The 17324-nt window shown below is 76.1% G+C and carries 14 protein-coding genes; 12 read left to right on the top strand and 2 right to left on the bottom strand.

The features are described from left to right. Positions 1 to 216 precede the first annotated feature (216 nt). From ACFY2K_RS39120 to ACFY2K_RS39110, 3 genes are read left to right on the top strand one after another with little or no spacing between them, the layout of a single operon-like run. Entirely contained in the window at positions 217 to 366 is a 150-nt protein-coding gene (locus ACFY2K_RS39120) for a hypothetical protein (RefSeq protein WP_375896037.1), read from the top strand. Between the two features lie 59 nt (positions 367 to 425). After that, complete coding sequence (locus ACFY2K_RS39115; protein ID WP_387717438.1) at positions 426 to 2702, top strand: heavy metal translocating P-type ATPase; 2277 nt, start codon at positions 426 to 428, stop codon at positions 2700 to 2702. Continuing rightward, positions 2699 to 3202: a copper chaperone PCu(A)C gene (locus ACFY2K_RS39110; protein WP_380529072.1), complete on the top strand. Its 504-nt coding sequence runs from the start codon at positions 2699 to 2701 to the stop codon at positions 3200 to 3202. The genes ACFY2K_RS39115 and ACFY2K_RS39110 overlap by 4 nt, the downstream gene beginning before the upstream one ends. Positions 3203 to 3262: 60 nt before the next feature. On the opposite strand, the gene ACFY2K_RS39105 is transcribed toward ACFY2K_RS39110, so the two are convergent. After that, positions 3263 to 4306: an Acg family FMN-binding oxidoreductase gene (locus tag ACFY2K_RS39105; RefSeq protein WP_387717414.1), complete on the bottom strand. Its 1044-nt coding sequence runs from the start codon at positions 4304 to 4306 to the stop codon at positions 3263 to 3265. 128 nt (positions 4307 to 4434) lie between these two features. Continuing rightward, complete coding sequence (locus ACFY2K_RS39100; protein WP_387717412.1) at positions 4435 to 5298, bottom strand: universal stress protein; 864 nt, start codon at positions 5296 to 5298, stop codon at positions 4435 to 4437. Positions 5299 to 5621: 323 nt separating this feature from the next. Between ACFY2K_RS39100 and ACFY2K_RS39095 the strand changes: the two genes are divergently transcribed. From ACFY2K_RS39095 to ACFY2K_RS39055, 9 genes are all read left to right on the top strand, one after another. Continuing rightward, positions 5622 to 7325: a GAF domain-containing protein gene (locus tag ACFY2K_RS39095; protein WP_375886643.1), complete on the top strand. Its 1704-nt coding sequence runs from the start codon at positions 5622 to 5624 to the stop codon at positions 7323 to 7325. Positions 7326 to 7549: 224 nt separating this feature from the next. Then, the gene (locus ACFY2K_RS39090) at positions 7550 to 8824 is read left to right on the top strand and encodes a hypothetical protein (RefSeq protein ID WP_375886609.1); all 1275 of its coding nucleotides are present in this window, start codon (positions 7550 to 7552) and stop codon (positions 8822 to 8824) included. A 241-nt stretch (positions 8825 to 9065) separates the two neighbouring features. Next, positions 9066 to 9701 carry an AMP-binding protein gene (locus ACFY2K_RS39085; protein ID WP_387717410.1) on the top strand — a complete coding sequence of 212 codons (636 nt, stop codon included), beginning with the start codon at positions 9066 to 9068 and terminating at the stop codon, positions 9699 to 9701. A gap of 243 nt (positions 9702 to 9944) precedes the next feature. Continuing rightward, positions 9945 to 11036 carry a RimK family alpha-L-glutamate ligase gene (locus tag ACFY2K_RS39080; RefSeq protein ID WP_387717408.1) on the top strand — a complete coding sequence of 364 codons (1092 nt, stop codon included), beginning with the start codon at positions 9945 to 9947 and terminating at the stop codon, positions 11034 to 11036. Continuing rightward, positions 11033 to 12259: an AMP-binding protein gene (locus ACFY2K_RS39075; RefSeq protein WP_387717406.1), complete on the top strand. Its 1227-nt coding sequence runs from the start codon at positions 11033 to 11035 to the stop codon at positions 12257 to 12259. The genes ACFY2K_RS39080 and ACFY2K_RS39075 overlap by 4 nt, the downstream gene beginning before the upstream one ends. After that, on the top strand, positions 12256 to 13584 hold the full coding sequence (locus ACFY2K_RS39070; protein ID WP_387717403.1) for an MFS transporter: 1329 nt from the start codon (positions 12256 to 12258) through the stop codon (positions 13582 to 13584). The genes ACFY2K_RS39075 and ACFY2K_RS39070 overlap by 4 nt, the downstream gene beginning before the upstream one ends. Further along, entirely contained in the window at positions 13581 to 14474 is an 894-nt protein-coding gene (locus tag ACFY2K_RS39065) for an SDR family NAD(P)-dependent oxidoreductase (RefSeq protein WP_380529056.1), read from the top strand. Before ACFY2K_RS39070 ends, ACFY2K_RS39065 begins: the two co-directional genes overlap by 4 nt. Before the next feature lie 70 nt (positions 14475 to 14544). After that, on the top strand, positions 14545 to 15813 hold the full coding sequence (locus ACFY2K_RS39060; protein ID WP_387717401.1) for a phenylacetate--CoA ligase family protein: 1269 nt from the start codon (positions 14545 to 14547) through the stop codon (positions 15811 to 15813). A gap of 84 nt (positions 15814 to 15897) precedes the next feature. Next, positions 15898 to 17235: an FAD-dependent monooxygenase gene (locus tag ACFY2K_RS39055; protein ID WP_387717399.1), complete on the top strand. Its 1338-nt coding sequence runs from the start codon at positions 15898 to 15900 to the stop codon at positions 17233 to 17235. The last annotated feature ends 89 nt before the right edge of the window (positions 17236 to 17324 follow it).

Raw genomic sequence — 17324 nt, 5'->3', positions numbered from 1 at the left:
CGTACCTGCGCCGGTCTTCGGCACACGAATGATCGTACGACGCCGGTACGACAGCGGTACGACACCCGGTACGACGGCGGCGGGCGGACCGGGCCGGGCGGACCGTGACGAGCGCCACCCGCCCGGCCCGGAAGGTTCGGGAACCGACCGCTCCGGCCGTCCGACTGGTGGGGGGTGAAGCCGAAATCGCCGGGTGTCCGGCCGTCGAGTGTGCTGGTGGGGTTCGCCCTGCTGCTGGTGGTGGTGTTCGTGGTCTCGTACGCGGTGGGGCGGCAGGCGGGGCCGGTGGCCCCGGGGCTGACGCCGAGCCGGGGCGGCGGTTCCTCGCCCGGCATGGGCGGGCACGACATGGGCGGGATGCGGTGAGCCCGGTCGCGGGGGCGGACACCGGGGAGCTGGTGTCCACCGATCTGGCGGTCGGCGGGATGACCTGCGCGGCCTGCGTGGGCCGGGTGGAGAAGCGGCTGGGCCGGATCGACGGGGTGACGGCCGGGGTGAACCTGGCGACCGGCCGGGCCCGGGTGCTGCACCCGGCCGGGGTGTCCGTGGACGAGCTGGTCGCGGCCGTCGAACGGGCCGGGTACACGGCCGAGTTGGCGGCCTCCGGGGTGCTCGGCGGACTGCCGGAGGAGGAGCCGGACGAGCGCCGGCGGCTGCTGGTCACCACCCTGCTGGCCGTCCCCGTGCTGGCCCTGTCGATGGTGCCCGCGCTCCAGTTCGACGCCTGGCAGTGGGTCTGCTTCGCCCTGGCCGTGCCGGTGGTGACCTGGGGGTCGGCCGGCTTCCACCGGCGCGCCCTGCAAGGGCTGCGGCACGCCGCCGCGACCATGGACACCCTGGTCAGCCTGGGCGTGGTGGCCTCCTTCGCCTGGTCCGCCTACGCGCTGTTCCTGGGCGGGGCAGGCGAGTTGGGCATGCGGATGCCGTTCTCGCTGACCGCCGACGGTGGCGGCGCGGCGCACGTGTACCTGGAGGCGGCGGTCGGGGTGCCGCTGTTCGTGCTGGCCGGGCGGCTGCTGGAGGGCCGGGTGCGCCGCCGCAGCGGCTCCGCGCTGCGGGCGCTGGCCGAGCTGGGCGCCAAGCAGGTCTGCGTCCGGGCGCAGGACGGCGAGGAACGCCTGATCCCCGTCGAACTGCTGCTCCCCGGGCAGGAGTTCGTGGTGCGGCCGGGCGAGCGGGTGGCCACCGACGGAGTGGTCGTGGAGGGCGGTTCGGCCCTCGACCTGAGCCTGCTGACCGGGGAGAGCGTGCCGGTGGAGGTCGGCCCCGGGGACGCCGTGGCCGGGGCGACGGTGAACGTCGGCGGTGCGCTGGTGGTACGCGCCACCGCCGTCGGCGCGGACACCCAACTGGCCCGGATCACCGCCCTGGTGGCCGAGGCCCAAGCCGGCAAGGCCCGGGCGCAGCGACTGGCGGACGCGGTGGCCGGGGTCTTCGTGCCCTGCGTGCTGGCGGTCGCGGTGTGCGTCCTGGGCTTCTGGCTGGGCGCGGGCGCCGCCCCGCAGGCGGCCGTCACGGCGGCGGTCGCCGTCCTGGTGGTGGCCTGCCCGTGCGCACTGGGCCTGGCCACCCCGACGGCGCTGCTGGCGGCGACCGGGCGCGGCGCCGAACTGGGCGTGCTGGTACGCGGCCCCGAGGTGCTGGAGAGCCTGCGCCGGGTGGACACCGTGGTGGTGGACAAGACCGGCACGCTGACCACCGGCCGGATGGAACTGGCGGCGGTGACGGTCGCCGAGGGGTGCACCGAGGCGGAGGTGCTGCGGCTGGCGGGCGCGGTCGAGCACCGCTCGGAGCACCCGATCGGACGGGCCGTCGCGGCCGCCGCCCGGGAGCGCTGCGGGACACTCCCCCCGGTGGACGGCTTCGCCGCCGCCACCGGCCTCGGGGTGTCCGGCACCGTCGAGGGCCGTCCGGTCCGGGCCGTCCGGCCGGACGGCGACGCGCTGCCCCCGGAGCTCGCCGCGGCGGTCACCGCGGCCGGGACGGCGGGCCGCACCGCCGTCCTGGTGGAGCTGGACGGACGGGCCGCGGCCGTACTGGCGGTCGGTGACACGCTGCGTTCCGGCAGTTGGCGGGCCCTCCACCGGCTGCGCGGGATGGGCCTGGAGACCGTGCTGCTGACCGGGGACGGCCCGGGCGCGGCCCGGGCGGTGGCCGCCGAGCTGGGCATCGAGCGGGTGCACGACTCGGCCTCGCCCGAGCGCAAGGCCGAGGTGGTGGCCGAACTGCGGGCCGCCGGACGGACGGTGGCGGTGGTCGGCGACGGCGTCAACGACGCGGTCGCCCTCGCCTCGGCCGACCTCGGCGTGGCGCTGGCCTCCGGCAGCGACGCCGCGATCGGCGCGGCCGGACTGACCCTGGTGCGCGGTGACATCGAGGCGGTGGTGGACGCCGTGCGGCTGGCCCGGCAGACCCTCGCCACGATCCGGGCCAATCTGCTCTGGGCCTTCGGCTACAACCTGGTGCTGATCCCGCTGGCGGCCGTCGGGCTGCTGAACCCGATGCTGGCGGCGGTGGCGATGTCGCTCAGTTCGCTGCTGGTGGTGGGCAACAGCCTGCGGCTGCGCACCTGGGAACCGGGGCGCGGACGGTCGACCGGGGGTCGTACGACCAGCGGCCGGCCGACGGGGGGCCGTACGACCAGCGGACGGTCGACGGAGGGTCGTACGACCAGCGGCCGGACGACGGGTGGCCTGCGGTGAGGACACGGATATCCGGGCCGCTCGACCGGCTCGCCGTGGTCGGCCCGCCGGTCGGCGCCGCGGCACTCGCGCTGGCCCTGCTCACCGGCTGGACGGCGGTCGGCGGAGCCGGCGTCGGCCCCCGCCCGGTGGAGGCCGGCCCCGGCTGGGTGCTGCTGCCCACGGCCGGCGCGGCCACCGCCACCGCGGCCTTCTTCACGATCCGCAACCCGGGCGACGTACCCGACGAACTGACCGGCGCCGACTGGGAGTTCGGTGGACCGATCACCCTCAAGCGGCACCTCCACCAGGGCGCGGCGGGCCGCTGGGAGCCCGTCCCCGGCCTGCCCGTCCCCGGTCGGGGCGAACTGGCCATGACGCCCGAGGACGCCGACCTGATGATCCCCGCCCCGCCCGCGCTGCGGCCCGGCCAGCGGGTGGCCTTCACCCTCACCTTCCGGCACAGCCCGCCGCTGCACCTGACCGCCGAGGTCCGCACGGCGGCCGACCGGCCGCGCTGAGCCCGAACGGGCCGGCCCGGTGCCGGGGAGCGCGGGCTCCCCGGTGCCGGGCCGGGCCGTTCAGCCGAGCGTCTCCTCGACCGGCCGCCGGGGCGTCGCCGCACCGGGCGGGCCGTACCCGATCCGCAGCACCAGCTGGACGTGCGCCGGGCCGTCGGCCGGGTCGCGCAGCGCCCAGCGGAGGTCCGGCCACTCGAGCGCCTGGTGCCAGACCGTCAGCCGCACCCCGTGCACGGTGGCCAGCAGCCAGACCCTCTCCAGCGCCTGCCCGGCGCGCAGCCAGTCCAGCGGGCCGTCACCGGGGGTGGTCAGGGTGCACAGCTGCGGCAGCGCCTCGAAGCGCCGCTCCGGCCCGACCGGCGGGGCGGGCGGCCCACCGGGGGCCGTGGCGGAGCCCGGGCCGTACGGCGGGCGGCCGGCGTACCGGCGCATCGGGACCCTCGCGTCGCGGTCCAGGGAGCCGAGCGCCTCGTAGGGGATGCCGTCGGTGCACTCCCCCGGCGGGCGCAGCCAGGCGCGGCTCTCCGCCACCCGGGCCGGGTCGTCCTCGCAACGGCGCTCCGCCTCGACGGTCAGCGCCAGCACCCGCCGGACACCGGCTTCCTCCAGCGCGGCCACCACGACGCCCTCCTCGGCGGCGGCGGTGAGCAGTTCGCCGAGCACCGCCTCGGGCACGTCCCGCTGGGCGAAGGGCTCGCGGCTGGAGCGGCGGGCGGCGACGGCCGGGCGGAGGTCGCGGCCGAAGGGCAGGCGTACGCGGGCCGGGGCGGAGAGGTCGAGCAGGGCCAGCAGGCCGGGCTCAGCGGGCTCCGGGAGCAGCCGGACCGCCGCCGTGCGGCCGAGGTGTCCGGCGGCCACCCGCAGGTTGAACACGGCGGCGCCGACCGCGATGTGCAGCGCCGCCCCGACCGGGTCGGCCAGCGGCAGCCCGCGGGAGGGGTCGGCGTGGACGGCGAGCCCGTGGCCGTCCGGGGTGGGCACGAAGCGCCAGGGCTGGCTGTTGTGCAGCGACGGCGCCGCGCCGCCCGCCGCGGCGAGCAGGCGCAGCTCCGCCGGGGTGAGCGCCGGGGTCGGAACCGGGGTCGGAACCGGGGTGCGCATCATGGCGATCAACTCCTCACGACCGTCCAGCGGTCGACGACTCGACCGCGGAGTCCTCGCTGCTTCCGAGCCTGCGCGCCGGGCCGCCGCGCGGGCCAGGGCCGAAAGCCCTTCCGCCGCCGGGGCGTCGGTCACCCGTGCGGGACGACCGCCACCGGGGCCTCGGCGTGGTGCAGTGCCGCGTGGGCGATCCGGCCGAGCCGGGGGCCGAGCTCGATCGGACGGCGGCGCCGGCCCACGACCACCAGCCCGGCCCCGGCGGAGGCCTCCACCAGGCCGCGCGCGGCGCCCAGCCGGACGTCCTCGACCACCTCGACCGCCGGGTGCCGCTCGCGCGGCCCGGCCAGGGCGAGCGACAGCAGCTTCGCCTCCAGCGCCTCCAGTTGGGCGACCTCCCCCGCCGGCACGGCCCCGCCCGCGTAGCCGAACAGCGGCGGCAGGTCCCAGCCGTGCACCGCCCGCACCCGGGCGCCGCGCAGGGCGGCCTCCTGGAAGGCGAAGGCGAGCACCTCCTCCTCGGGCGCGTGGGCGTCCACGCCGACCACCACCTCGCCGGCTCCCTCCCCGGCCCCCTCGCCGCCGACCTCCCGCACCACGACCACCGGCGTGCCGCTGCGCCCGGCCACCGCCATGCTGACCGAGCCGAGCAGCAGCCCGGTGAAGCCGCCGCGTCCGCGCGAGCCGAGCACCAGCAGCTCGGCGTCGGCGGCGGCCGCCACCAGCCCGTCCACCGGGGCGTCCAGCACCGTGTCGGTGTGCACGACGAGCTCCGGGTGGTGCCGGCGGACCGCGTCCGCGGCTTCGGCCAGGGTGCGCTCGGCGGCTGCCGGGAGGTCGTCGGGCTCGGCGTAGGAGGACACCCCGTCGGTCAGCCACGGCCAGGCGTGCACCAGCCGCAGCGCCGCCCCGCGCCGCCCCGCCTCCTCGGCCGCCCACTGGGCGGCGGCGGTGCTCGCCGGCGAGCCGTCGACCCCGGCCACCACGGTTGACGTCATGACGGTTCCTCCACTGTCTCGGCACCGGGGACGGTGCGTGACTGACGCCCCGTCCGCTCTGCTCCCACCCTGTCGCCCGCCGACGGCGAGCCGCCAGAGGCCGCAAGGCCCCCGCCCACAGGACGAAAGACCCCCGCCGAACAGTACGGGCGACCCCGGCCGCCACCCCGTCGACACCCGGGCACTACGGTGTGGACACGGAATACCCGCTGGTCGGACGGTCCCTGATCGGACCGGGCGGCGCGGGCCGACGGGTCGCGGTGCGAACGAGGAGGACAGCGGTGGGCGGAGCGGACGGCAGCGCGGCGGGCGGCGGCGCGCGGATGCCCCGGCTGCGCCTGGACGAGCTGCTGGAGGAGCTCCAGTGGCGGATCGACGCGGCGCGCGGCACCCAGAACCGGGTGCACAGCCTGCTGGAGGCGGTGCTGGCGGTCGGCCGGGAGCTGGACCTCGCCCAGGCGCTGCACCGGATCGTGGAGGCCGCCGTCGACCTGGTGGACGCCCGCTACGGCGCGCTGGGCGTGATCGGGCCGGACGGGCACACCCTGTCGCAGTTCCTGACGGTCGGTCTGTCCGAGGCGGAGATCGAGGAGATCGGCCCGCCGCCCTCCGGCCGGGGCATCCTCGGTGAGCTGATCCGCCACCCGCAGCCGCTGCGCTGCCCGGTGCTGTCCGAGCACCCGGCCTCGATCGGCTTCCCGGTCGGCCACCCGCCGATGCACACCTTCCTGGGGGTGCCGGTGCGGATCCACGGGGAGGTGTTCGGCAACCTCTACCTGACCGACAAGCGCGGCGGGCTGGACTTCGACGAGGACGACGAGGCGGTGATCTCCACCCTCGCGGTCGCCGCCGGGGTCGCGATCGACAACGCCCGGCTGTACGAGGAGGCCCAGCTGCGCCAGCGCTGGCTGCGGGCGAGCACCGAGATCACCCGCAGCCTGCTGTCGGGCGCGCCGCGCCTGGAGGTGGTCGAGCTGATCGCCCGCCGGGCCCGGGAGATCGCCGGGGCCGAGCTGGCGGACGTCTCGGTGGCGCTGGCCGGGCCGGAGGAGCGGGCCGAGGAGCTGGCGGTGGAGGTCGCGCTCGGCGCCGAGCCCGCCGCCCGGCTGGGGGTGACGGTGCCGGTGGACGGCACGCTCTCCGGCGCCGCGTACGCCTCCGGCTCCCCGGCCACCAGTGACGACCTGGCCGCCGACGCCCGCTTCCCGGCCGGTCCGGCGGGCCGCTTCGACGGGCTGGGCCCGGCCGTGGCGGTGCCGCTGGGCACCGGCCCCGGGTACGGGCGGGGTGTGCTGCTGCTGGCCCGGGCGCAGGGGCAGCCCGCCTTCGGGCCGGAGGAGACCGGCCCGCTGCTGGGCTTCGCCGACCAGGCGGCGCTCGCCCTGGAGCTGGCCGAACGGCGGCGCGACGCAGAGCAGTTGAACCTGCTGGAGGACCGCGACCGGATCGCCCGGGACCTGCACGACCTGGCGATCCAGCGGCTCTTCGCCACCGGGATGACGCTGCAGAGCGCGGGCCGGCTGATCGAGAGTCCGGCCGCCGCCGACCGGGTCGCCCGGGCGGTGGCGGACCTGGACGAGACCATCAAGATCATCCGTTCGACCATCTTCGGCCTGCGCGCCCACAGCGAACCGGACCGCGGCCTGCGCGCCCGCGCCACCCGGGTGGTCACCGAGGCCCAGGGGCCGCTCGGCTTCGCGCCCCGGCTCAGCCTGGAGGGGCTGCTGGACACCGACGTCCCGCAGGAGCTGGCCGAACACGTGGTCGCCGTGCTGGCGGAGGCGCTCAGCAACGCCGCCCGGCACGCCGGGGCCGGCCGGGTCGAGGTCAACCTGCGGGCGCTGGCCGGGCGGGTGGTGCTCACCGTCACGGACGACGGCACGGGCATCCCCGAGGGCGGGCGGCGCAGCGGGCTGCGCAACCTCGCCGAACGCGCCGCACGGGTCGGCGGGGCCTTCACCCACGGCCCGGCGGACGACGCGGGCGGCGGCACCCGGCTGGTGTGGGAGGCCCCGCTCGGGTCCTGAGCGTCGCCGCCAGGGCCCTGACCGGCGACCCCGTCCCCGGCGCGACCGGCGCTGCACCCCGCCGCACCCCGCCGCGCCCGCCGCCGTACGGGGGAACTCCGCCGCGGCCCCGCCCCGTAGCGGCGCCGCCGCCCCGGGGCGCCCCTAGCCTGCTTCGCGTCCCCCGAGCGTTGCGCCGAGCCCCCGCCGTGCGCCCCGCCGAGCGTCGAGCACGAGGACGGCCGATGGCCCACGAGTCACCCGCGACCGCCACCCCGCCCCCGGGCACCGCCGAGGTGCCGTCCGCGCCGCCGCCCAGCGGGTCGGTGACGGCGCTGCGGCTCGCGGCGGCCGCCGCCGGCGCGCTGCCCGCGGTGGTGCTGCGGCTGGCCGGGATCCACCCCTCGCCGGTGCCGGCCATGCTGCTGTTCGGTCTCGGGGTGCTGTCGGCGGCGCTGCTGCTGATGTGGGCGGCGGAGACCGCCCGGGCGGACATCTCCGGGCCGCTGGCGCTCGCCCTGCTGGCCTTCATCGCGGTGCTGCCCGAGTACGCCGTCGACCTCTGGTTCGCCTACACGGCCGGCACCCGCCCCGAGTACGCCGCCTACGCGGCCGCCAACATGACCGGCGCCAACCGGCTGCTGGTCGGCGTCGGCTGGCCGCTGGTCGCGCTGGCCGCGTACCTGGCCGCCCGGCGCCGCGGCGTCGCCCCCGGGATCGTGCTGCGCGAGCACCGCCGGATCGACACCGCGTTCCTGGGGGCCGCCGCGCTGGTGGCCTTCGTGATGCCGGCGATGCGGCGGATCTCCTGGGTGCTCGCGGTGGTGCTGATCGCCTGGTACGCCTACTACCTGTTCCGGATCAGCCGGTGCAGCGAGACCGACGAGGAGGAGCTCGTCGGTGTCCCGGCCCGGCTGGCCCTGCTGCCGACGGCCCGCCGACGGCCCGTCACCGTCCTGGTGTTCCTCGCGGCCGCGGCCGTCGTCTTCGCCTGCGCCGAGCCCTTCGCCACCTCGCTGGTGGACGCCGGCTCCTCGCTCGGCATCGACCGCTTCCTGTTGGTGCAGTGGCTCGCCCCGCTGGCCTCCGAGGCCCCGGAGCTGATCGTCGCCGTGGTGTTCGCCTGGCGGCTGCGCGGCGACGACGGGCTGGGCGCGCTGCTCTCCAGCAAGGTCAACCAGTGGACGCTGCTGATCGGCTGCCTGCCGCTGGCCCACCTGCTGGGCGGCGGCCCGGCCTCGCTCCCCCTGGTCGAACGCCAGGTGGACGAGGTGCTGCTGACCGCCGCTCAGACCGTGCTGGCCGTCGTCCTCCTCCTCGACCTGCGGTTCCTGCCCTGGAAGGCCGCCCTGCTGCTGGTGCTGTTCGGCGTCCAGTTCGCCCTGCCCGGCGAGTCCTCCCGGCTGGTGCTCAGCTGGGTGTACCTGGGCCTGGCCCTGCCGCTGCTCGCCCTGCGGCTGCGCGAACTACCGCCCACCGTACGGGCACTGGCCGGGCGGATCGCCGGCGACCCGCACTGAGTGGGGCGAACTGCCGTGCGGGCGGCGGACGGAGGAGCCCAGCGGGTGGGCGGTGAACTCCTCGGGGCGCCCGGGCGCACCGTCCTCACCCGAACGATTTCCCCGGTCGGGGGCGGTTCACAGTTCCACCACGGAGCCTTGGAAGAACACCCTCAACATCCATTGTCGCCACGCATGTTCGAAGGTAGAGTCGCCGTTCGCCGAGCACGGATGAGCAGTTCTCAGCGCATTTGGGGCGGGCATGTCAAATATTCACGGTTTCCCCCGGGTCGCCCCCGACCTACTTGACGTCCTCAGAGATATCGCACGTCGAAATCCCCGCCGTCCGGCGATCGTCCACCGCGGACCCGCCCCGACCCACGGCCGACTCCTGGAATCGGCGAACTCCCTGGCCACAGGCCCGGGATCGAACCCCGGCACGGTCGCCGTACGGGCCGTCCACGCACCGGAAACGGTGGTCGCACTCCTCGGCGTGCCGACCGCCGGGGGCCACTGCCGCCCCGTCGACCCGGTATTCCCACCGGCCCGCCGACAGACCGTGGCGGCGGCCGCGCAGTGCCGTACGACGGTCTCCGCAAGCACCGGAGAAAGCCTTCAACTCGCAATCCGATTAGTGGAGTCACCGGAGCCGACCGCAGAGCCTTCGAAAAACCCCGGGGACCCCCCGGCGCTCCCGTCCACGGTGGCGCCGGAACAACCGGGCCGCATTCCCTCCACGCTTCACGACGGGTTCGACCGGGCAGCCGAAACCCGTCCTGACTTCCCATCAGGCCGTCCGAACCGCCGTCGAAACCCCCACCCCGGCCGGCCCGGGCCGACGCATCGCGGCCACCGCAGGAGCGAGGGCCACCTCGAACTCCACGCCCCGACAGGCTGATCGGGCCTCGGAGCCACCCTCACCACGCCTGACCCCGGAGCGGGCCGAGGCCGAGGTCCGCCCTGCGGCCGAGCCCCAACCGTTCCCCCGGCCGAGCCCCCACCGCCCCCGCTCCGCACCACACCCCTCACCACACCCCTCACCACACCCCTCACCACACCCAGGCGCCCGCCCGAGAGGCCGCGCGCCCGGCACCCCACGCCCGGAGACCGCCATCACCCCCGCCGCACCCCGAGGAGCCCGATGACCGCCCCCGCCCCGCCCGGCCCGCTGCGCCGGCTGTGCTGGATCTTCCCCGACCGGGAGTCCTCCCGGATGGCCGAGATGTGGCACGGCTTCTTCTGGGACCTCTACGCCGAGAGCGCCGCCGACCTCGGCCTGCGCTGGACCAGGCACGCCCCGGACGCCGTCAGCGTGGACGCCACCGGCCCCGGCCGCCCCCGGGTGTACGTCGACGACGAGGTGGTGACCCCCGAGGACACCCTTTTCATCACGGCGCTCTACTCGCTGCCGTACCAGTCGATGGACGTCTTCAACCAGTACGCGCTCTACGCGGTGCTCGAACAGGCCGGCTTCTACCTGCCGTTCCCCCCGCAGGTGTCGCTGATCGGCAACGACAAGCTGGCCACCCTGCTGTTCCTGGCCGACTCCCCGGTGCCGACCATCCCGACCGTGCGGATCGGCACCGGGCGGGACACCGCCAAGTACGGCTACGAGGTCGCGCTCGGGCGGATGACCTACCCGGCCATCGTCAAACCGGCCGGCTGGTGCGGCGGCGGCGGGATCAACCTGGCCCGCAACCCCGAGGAGGTGCGCGGCCTGGCCAGCCTGGCCCAGGGCGGCGACACCACCCTGGTGATCCAGCCCTACCTGGGCGACGGCACCATCGACTACCGGGTGTACGTGGTCGACGGCCGGCCGTACGCGGTGATGAAGCGCACCCCCGAACCCGGCTCCCCGGTCGCCAACGCCAGCCGCGGCGGGGGCATGGAGTTCCCCCCGGTGCCGCCCGAACTCGCCGCCGCCACCGCCTGGTTCGCCGAACGGCTGCCGATCCCGTTCTTCTGCGTCGACTTCCTGTACGACGGCGAGCGGTACTGGTTCTCCGAGCTGGAACCGGACGGCGTGATCGCCCCGGACCGCACCGACCCGCACCGCAGCCTGCAACGGGACGTCACCCGCGCCCGGTTCGCCGCCTACCGGGACGGCCACGCCAGGTGGCTCGCCGACGGCGCCCGCCCGCTCACCCTCGACACCGCGCCCCGCACCGGCCCCGTCCTCGCCCCCGTTCTCGTCCCCGCCCCTGCCCCCGCCTTCCGGACGGACCCCCGATGACCGCCTTCTCGCTGTCCCCCGAGGCCGCCGCGCCCCGGCTGCACGTGGCCCGTCGCACCCTGGACCGGCTGCGCAGCGTGCCCGCGCTGGCCCCGCACTACCCCGCGCACCTCGACGCCGACTCCCTCGACGCGCTCGCCCAGCTCCCCCCGCTGGCGAAGGTCGACCTCAACACCGCCCTCGCCCACCTGGAGCCGACCGCCGAGCAGTCCGCGACCTGGCTGTTCCAGAGCGGCGGCAGCACCGGCGCCCCCAAGGTCGGCTACGCCCCCACCGGCTTCTACATGGCCGGCGTGCACGCCCACTGGCAGCCGCTCGACCGCACCGACCTCTTCGTCAACGCCTGGGGCGCCGGACGGATGTGGGGCGCCCACTTCCTCGCCGCCGCCCTCGCCGACCTCTCCGGCTGCCGGATCATCGCCCTCGGCTCGGTCGCCAAGGACGAGTACGGCGCCTGGCTGGAGCTGCTGGCCGCGCGGCGGGTGACCGCCATCGGCGGCACCCCCAGCGTGCTGCGGCTCTGGTTCGCGCACGCCAGGTCCGCCGGCATCCGGCTGCCCGCGCTGCGCAAGGTGCTCTGGCTCGGCGAGGCCTGGCAGCCCCAACTGGACGCCGACCTCGCCGAGGTGGCCCCCGAGGCGCGGCGCTGGGGCATGTTCGGCAGCACCGAGACCTGGGTGGTGGGCACCAACACCCCGGACTGCCCGGCCGAGGTCTTCCACCCGCTGCCCCACCAGCTGGTGCACGCCGACCCCGGCGGACTGCTGGACTTCACCGCCCTCGACCCGGAGATGCTCAACCCGGTGCTGCGCTACCGCACCGGCGACGCGGGCGAGTTGACCGACTGCCCGTGCGGGCGCCCCGGACCGGCCATGCGGGTGCTGGGCCGGCGCGACAGCGTCGTCCAGGTCCGCGGCCTCGGCCTGGACGTGGACGAGCTGATCGAACGGGCCGAGCGCGCCCCGGGCGTGGCCCGGGCCCAGGTGGTGCTCACCGAGCGGGACGGCCGGGCGACCGGCGTGGACCTGCTGGTGGTGACCGCCGGCGCCGCGGCGGTCCCGGACGTCGAGCGGCTGCGCACCGAGCTGTTCACCGCGACCTGCACCCTCGGCACCGCCTTCCAGCACGACCCGTGGGCCTTCCGGGTGCGCCCGGTGGACGAGCTGGTCAGCAACGGCCGCACCGGCAAGACCGTCGCCCTGGTCGTCCGGGAGGAGTCGTGACGGCCGACACCACCCCGGCGAAGCGCGCCCCGGCGCCGCTCGGGCGGAGCTTCTCGCTGTTCTGGGCCGGACAGACCGTCAGCCTGGTCGGCGACAAGGTCACCGTCTTCGTCGTCCCGACCCTGATGATCTTCGTGCTGCACGCCTCCGCCCTCCAGGTCGGCGTGGTCGCGATGGCCCAGTACCTCGGCATCCCGCTGCTCGGGCCGGTCGCCGGGGTGCTGGTCGACCGCTGGGACAAGCGCCGCACCATGCTCGTCTGCGACCTGGTCCGGCTGGCCGCCGTCGCCGCGATCCCGCTCGCCCACGCCCTGGGCGCGCTCTCCACCCCGCTGCTGTTCGGCTGCGTGGCCGTCATCAGCGGCGCGACCATCTTCTTCAACGTCGGCTACCTCGTCGCCGTCCCCGCCGTCGTCCCCGAGGACGGCATGGTCCGCGCCTACTCCCGGCTGGAGGGCAGCGGTTCGGTCGCCGAGGTCGCCGGGCCGTCCGTCGCCGCGGCCCTCTACAGCGCGCTCGGCGTGGCCGCCCTGCTGGTCGACGCGGCCAGCTACCTGGTCTCGGCGGCCTGCTTCCGCCGCATGCGCCCCTGGGGCGAGCGGACCGTCGAGGAGGGCTCGATCCGGGAGCGGCTGACCCGCGGCTTCCGGCTCAACTGGGCCGACCCGGTGCTGCGCCGGGTGGTGCTGGCGGCCGTGGTCCTCAACTGCGGCGGGCCGGTGTACGTCACCGTGCTGCCCGTCCTCGCCTACCGCGGCCTGGGCGTGCAGGTCGGCGTGTTCGGCGCGGCCATGTCGGTCGCCGCGCTCGGCGCCCTGCTCGGGGCCGTGGTCGCCCCCCGGCTCTCCCGCCGGTTCGGCCTCGGCCGGACGATGGCCTGGTCGCTGCTGCTGCACTGCCTGGTCGGCCTGGGCGTGCTCGCCGCGCCCGCGCTGCCGCCCGGCTCGGTGATCGCCGTGACCATGGGCTGCTACGGCTTCTTCATGTCCTGCATCAACGTGTGCAGCGCCCCCGTCCGGCAGTCCCGGATGTCCGCGCGCAACCAGGGCGTGATGCACGCCGCCTTCCGGACCGTCACCTGGGGCGTCATCCCGCTCGCCGCGCTGGTCGGCGGACTCGCCGTCTCGCTGCTCACCGGACCGCTCGGCGTCCTGGACGCCGCCCGCCTCACCATGGCCGCCGGCACCCTGCTGGCCGCCTGCTCCTTCGTCCCCGCGCTCGGCCTCCAGCCGCTGCTGGACACCGCCGAGCGCACGAAGGGCACGGCCGCGGTCCCGGCGGAGGCGGTCCCGGCGGAGGCGGTCCCGGCGGAGGAGCCGACGTGAACGACACCGAACCCGCCGACCCCACCGGCCGGGTCCTGCTGATCACCGGCACCTCCTCCGGCATCGGCCTGGCCACCGCCCTCGCCGCCGCCCGGGCCGGCTACACCACCGTCGCGACCCTGCGCGCACCCGAGCGCGCCGGGCCGCTGCGGGCCGCCGCCGAGGCCGCCGGGGTCACCCTGGACGTCCACCGGCTGGACGTCACCGACCCCGGCTCGGTCACCGACTGCCTGGCCGCCGTGCACCGGCGGTACGGGCGGCTGGACGCCGTCGTCAACAACGCGGGCGTCTCCAACTCCGACCCCACCCTGGAGATGTCCACCGACGCGGCGCTGCGCGCCAACCTGGACGTCAACTTCTTCGGCGTCGCCACCGTCAGCCGGGCCGCGCTGCCGCTGCTGCGCGCCGCCGGCGGCCGCCTGGTCACCGTCGGCAGCGTGCACGGCGTGGTCGGCCAGCCCTTCAACGAGGCGTACTGCGCGGCGAAGTTCGCCGTCGAGGGCTTCCTGGAGGCGCTCGCCCCGGTCGCGGCGGCGCACGGGGTCCGGGTCTCGGTGGTGGTGCCGGGCTTCGTCCCGGACACCGGGTTCGGCGTCTTCCCCGACGTCAACCGGGCCACCCTGCACGCCGCCTCCGGCCCGTACGCGGACACCTTCGCCGACTACCTCGACTGGGTCGGCGGCCCGGGCTGGGAGTCGGCCGGCCAACCCGCCCGGGAGGTCGCCGAGGTCGTGCTCCGCACCCTGCGCGAGCCGCGGCCGCCGTTCCGGGTGCCCGCCAACGCCTGGGCCGCCGACTACCTGGCGGCCAAGCTCGCCGACCCCGACGGCTCCGCCGTCCAGACCCTCGCCCGCGGCTGGCTCGGACGGCCCGCGGCCACCACCGACTGAGCCCCGTCCGCCCGCTGCCCGCCGCCCGACCGGCGTCCCGACCCTCCTCCCGACCCACGGAGTCCCGCCCATGCCCGCCAAGCCCCTGGCCGAGCTGATCCGCTTCGCCCGCGCCCACTCGCCCTTCTACGCCGAGCTCTACCGGGAGCTGCCCGAGGGCGCCGACCGGCTCGACCAGCTCCCGGTGATCGACCAGACCGCCTTCTGGGCCGCCAACACCTGGCCCGACAACCGCGTGCTGACCGGCCCGCTCACCGACGCCGGCGTCTACAAGACCGGCGGCACCACCGGCGTCCCCAAGTTCTCCCCCTGGACCCGCGCCGAACACGCCGACTCGGTCACGGCCTTCGGCGCCGGCCTGGTCCGGGCCGGCCTGCGGCCCGGCCACCGGGTGGCCAACCTGTTCGTCGCCGGCGAGCTCTACGGCGGCTTCCTCTACATCGAGAACGCCCTGCACCACGCACCGGTCGACAACGTGCGCCTCGGCGTCGGCGGCGCCGCCCCGGAGAGCTACATCGCCGACCTGATCACCGGCTTCGGCGTGCACGTCCTGGCCGGCGAGCCGATGAAGCTCAGCGCCGTGGCCGAGTGCCTGGTCGCCCGCGGCGAACGCGCCGACGGCGTCGAACTGCTGCTGTTCGGCGGCGACCTGCTCTTCGCCGACCTGCGCCCGCTGCTCGCCCGGGCCTTCCCCCGCGCGGCCGTCGCCTCGGTCGGCTACGCCTCCAACGACGCCGGACTGGTCGGCGCGCCCGTCCCCGGCGACGACGTCCGGGTGCACGAGGCCTTCGCCGACCGCACCGTGGTCGAGCTGCTCGACGAGGTCACCGGCGAGCCCGTCACCACCCCCGGCACGCCCGGCCGCGTCGTGGTCACCAACCTGTTCCGGACCCTGATGCCGATCCTGCGCTACCCCACCGGCGACCGCGCCGCCTGGGTCGACGGCGAGTGCCGACGCTTCCGCCTGCTCGGCCGCACCAGCGAGGGCGCCCGGGTCGGCACCGTCACCCTGCCCACCGAGGAGATCCGCAGCGTGCTGGTCGCCGCCGACCCGGACCGGCACATCGCCGGGATGCAGCTGGTGCAGCGGCGTTGGGACGGCCGCGACGGGGTCATCCTGCGGCTCGGCCACATCGGCCAGCCGCCGCCCGCCGACCTCGCCGACCTGTCCGACCGGCTGGTCGACGCCGTCCACCGGGCCCTGCCGCTCTACCCGTCCGAGGCCGCCCTCGGCAGCATCCACCCCCTCACGGTGGAGTGGGTGCCGCGCTCGGAGCTGGTCACCAACCCGCGGACCGGCAAGCTCCAGCAGGTCCTGGACGAGCGGCCCCGGGAGTAGGGAACGGGGGGTGGATGATGACGCACTGTCAGCACCCTGCCGGTGGCCCGCCGGTGCTGTCAGCGGTCTGTCCGCGTCCTGTGGGTGGCGCTGCCCAGTCTGGTCCACGACAGCAGCGCCGAACCCACCGGAGGCACCACCGTGACCACCACCGTGACGACCACCCCCCTTCCGCTCGACTCCCCGGCGCACCCCGGCGCCACCGGACCCCGGGCCTCGGTCCTGGTCTCCGGCGCCGGCATCGCCGGCACCGCACTCGCCTACTGGCTCCAGCGCTACGGCTTCCGCGTCACCGTCGTGGAGCGCGCCCCCGGACTGCGCGGCGGCGGTCAGCCCGTGGACATCCGCGGCAACGCCCTGGAGGTCGTCGACCGGATGGGCCTGCTCGCGGAGGTCCGGTCCCGCCGGACCGGCCTGCGCGGCATGTCCCTGGTCGACGGGGACGGCCGCGAGCTGCACCGCACCACCGAGTGGACGGCCAGCGGCGGCCCGGTCGGCGGCCCCGACGTGGAGATCCTGCGCGACGAACTGGCCGAACTGATCGCCGGAGCCGCCGGGCCGGGCATCGAGTACCGCTTCGACGACAGCATCGACACCCTCGTCCAGCACGGCGACGGCGTCCAGGTCCGCTTCCGCAGCGGCGAGGAGCGCTCCTTCGACCTGGTCGTCGGCGCCGACGGCCTGCACTCCCGGACCCGCCGCCTGGTCTTCGGCCCCGAGGACGACTACCTGCACCCCGTCGGCGGCTACGTCGCCGGCTGGACCGTCCCCAACCACCTCGGCCTCGACCGCTGGGAGATCGCCCACGAGGGCGCGGACGGCCACGGCTGCCTGGTGATGACCGTCCGCGACAACACCGAACTGCGGGTCTTCGTCACCTTCTCCACCGACGAACCGCTCGACCGGATGCTGCCCCGGGACCGCGCCGAGCAGCGCGAGCTGGTCGCCGGGCGCGCCGCCCGACTGCGCTGGGAGGTGCCGCGCTTCCTGGCCGGGATGTGGGAGACCGAGGCCTTCCACTACGACGTCGTGGCCCAGATCCGGATGGACCGCTGGTCCCACGACCGGGTCGCCCTGCTCGGCGACGCCGGGTACTGCTGCTCCCCGTTCACCGGCCAGGGCACCAGCGTGGCGCTGACCGCCGCCTACGTCCTGGCCGGGGAACTCCACGCGGCCGGCGGCGACCATCGCACCGCCTTCCCCGCCTACGAGCGGCGGTTGCGCGACCACGTCGCGGCCAACCAGGCCATCCTCGACCTGACCCGCGACCGCTACGGGGCCGACGCCTCGCTGCTCGGCGGCCCGGACGCCGACCGCCCCCGGCTTCGACCGGCCCGGCATGGAACTGGAGGCGGCCTTCCGGGCCGCCACCGCCTTCGACCTGCCCGACTACGCCTGAACTCCCGGTACCAGGGCGTCTAGGGCCTGTCCGGCGGATCTTGCCAGGCGCGCGACGCCGGGCATCCCGCCTGGACGCACGCCCGAATCGCCCAAGTACGTCCAGTACGAGG

It is taken from the genome of Kitasatospora sp. NPDC001309, from assembly GCF_042896295.1.
In the GTDB taxonomy this organism is placed as follows: Bacteria; Actinomycetota; Actinomycetes; order Streptomycetales; family Streptomycetaceae; genus Kitasatospora.
This window is presented reverse-complemented; position numbering and strand designations above follow the sequence as displayed.

Coding starts and splice junctions, on each gene's coding strand:
- ACFY2K_RS39115 (WP_387717438.1), top strand. CDS start 426: ATGACCTGCGCGGCCTGCGTGGGCCGGGTGGAGAAGCGGCTGGGCCGG.
- ACFY2K_RS39105 (WP_387717414.1), bottom strand. CDS start 4,306: ATGATGCGCACCCCGGTTCCGACCCCGGTTCCGACCCCGGCGCTCACC.
- ACFY2K_RS39100 (WP_387717412.1), bottom strand. CDS start 5,298: ATGACGTCAACCGTGGTGGCCGGGGTCGACGGCTCGCCGGCGAGCACC.
- ACFY2K_RS39095 (WP_375886643.1), top strand. CDS start 5,622: ATGCCCCGGCTGCGCCTGGACGAGCTGCTGGAGGAGCTCCAGTGGCGG.
- ACFY2K_RS39090 (WP_375886609.1), top strand. CDS start 7,550: ATGGCCCACGAGTCACCCGCGACCGCCACCCCGCCCCCGGGCACCGCC.
- ACFY2K_RS39085 (WP_387717410.1), top strand. CDS start 9,066: ATGTCAAATATTCACGGTTTCCCCCGGGTCGCCCCCGACCTACTTGAC.
- ACFY2K_RS39080 (WP_387717408.1), top strand. CDS start 9,945: ATGACCGCCCCCGCCCCGCCCGGCCCGCTGCGCCGGCTGTGCTGGATC.
- ACFY2K_RS39075 (WP_387717406.1), top strand. CDS start 11,033: ATGACCGCCTTCTCGCTGTCCCCCGAGGCCGCCGCGCCCCGGCTGCAC.
- ACFY2K_RS39060 (WP_387717401.1), top strand. CDS start 14,545: ATGCCCGCCAAGCCCCTGGCCGAGCTGATCCGCTTCGCCCGCGCCCAC.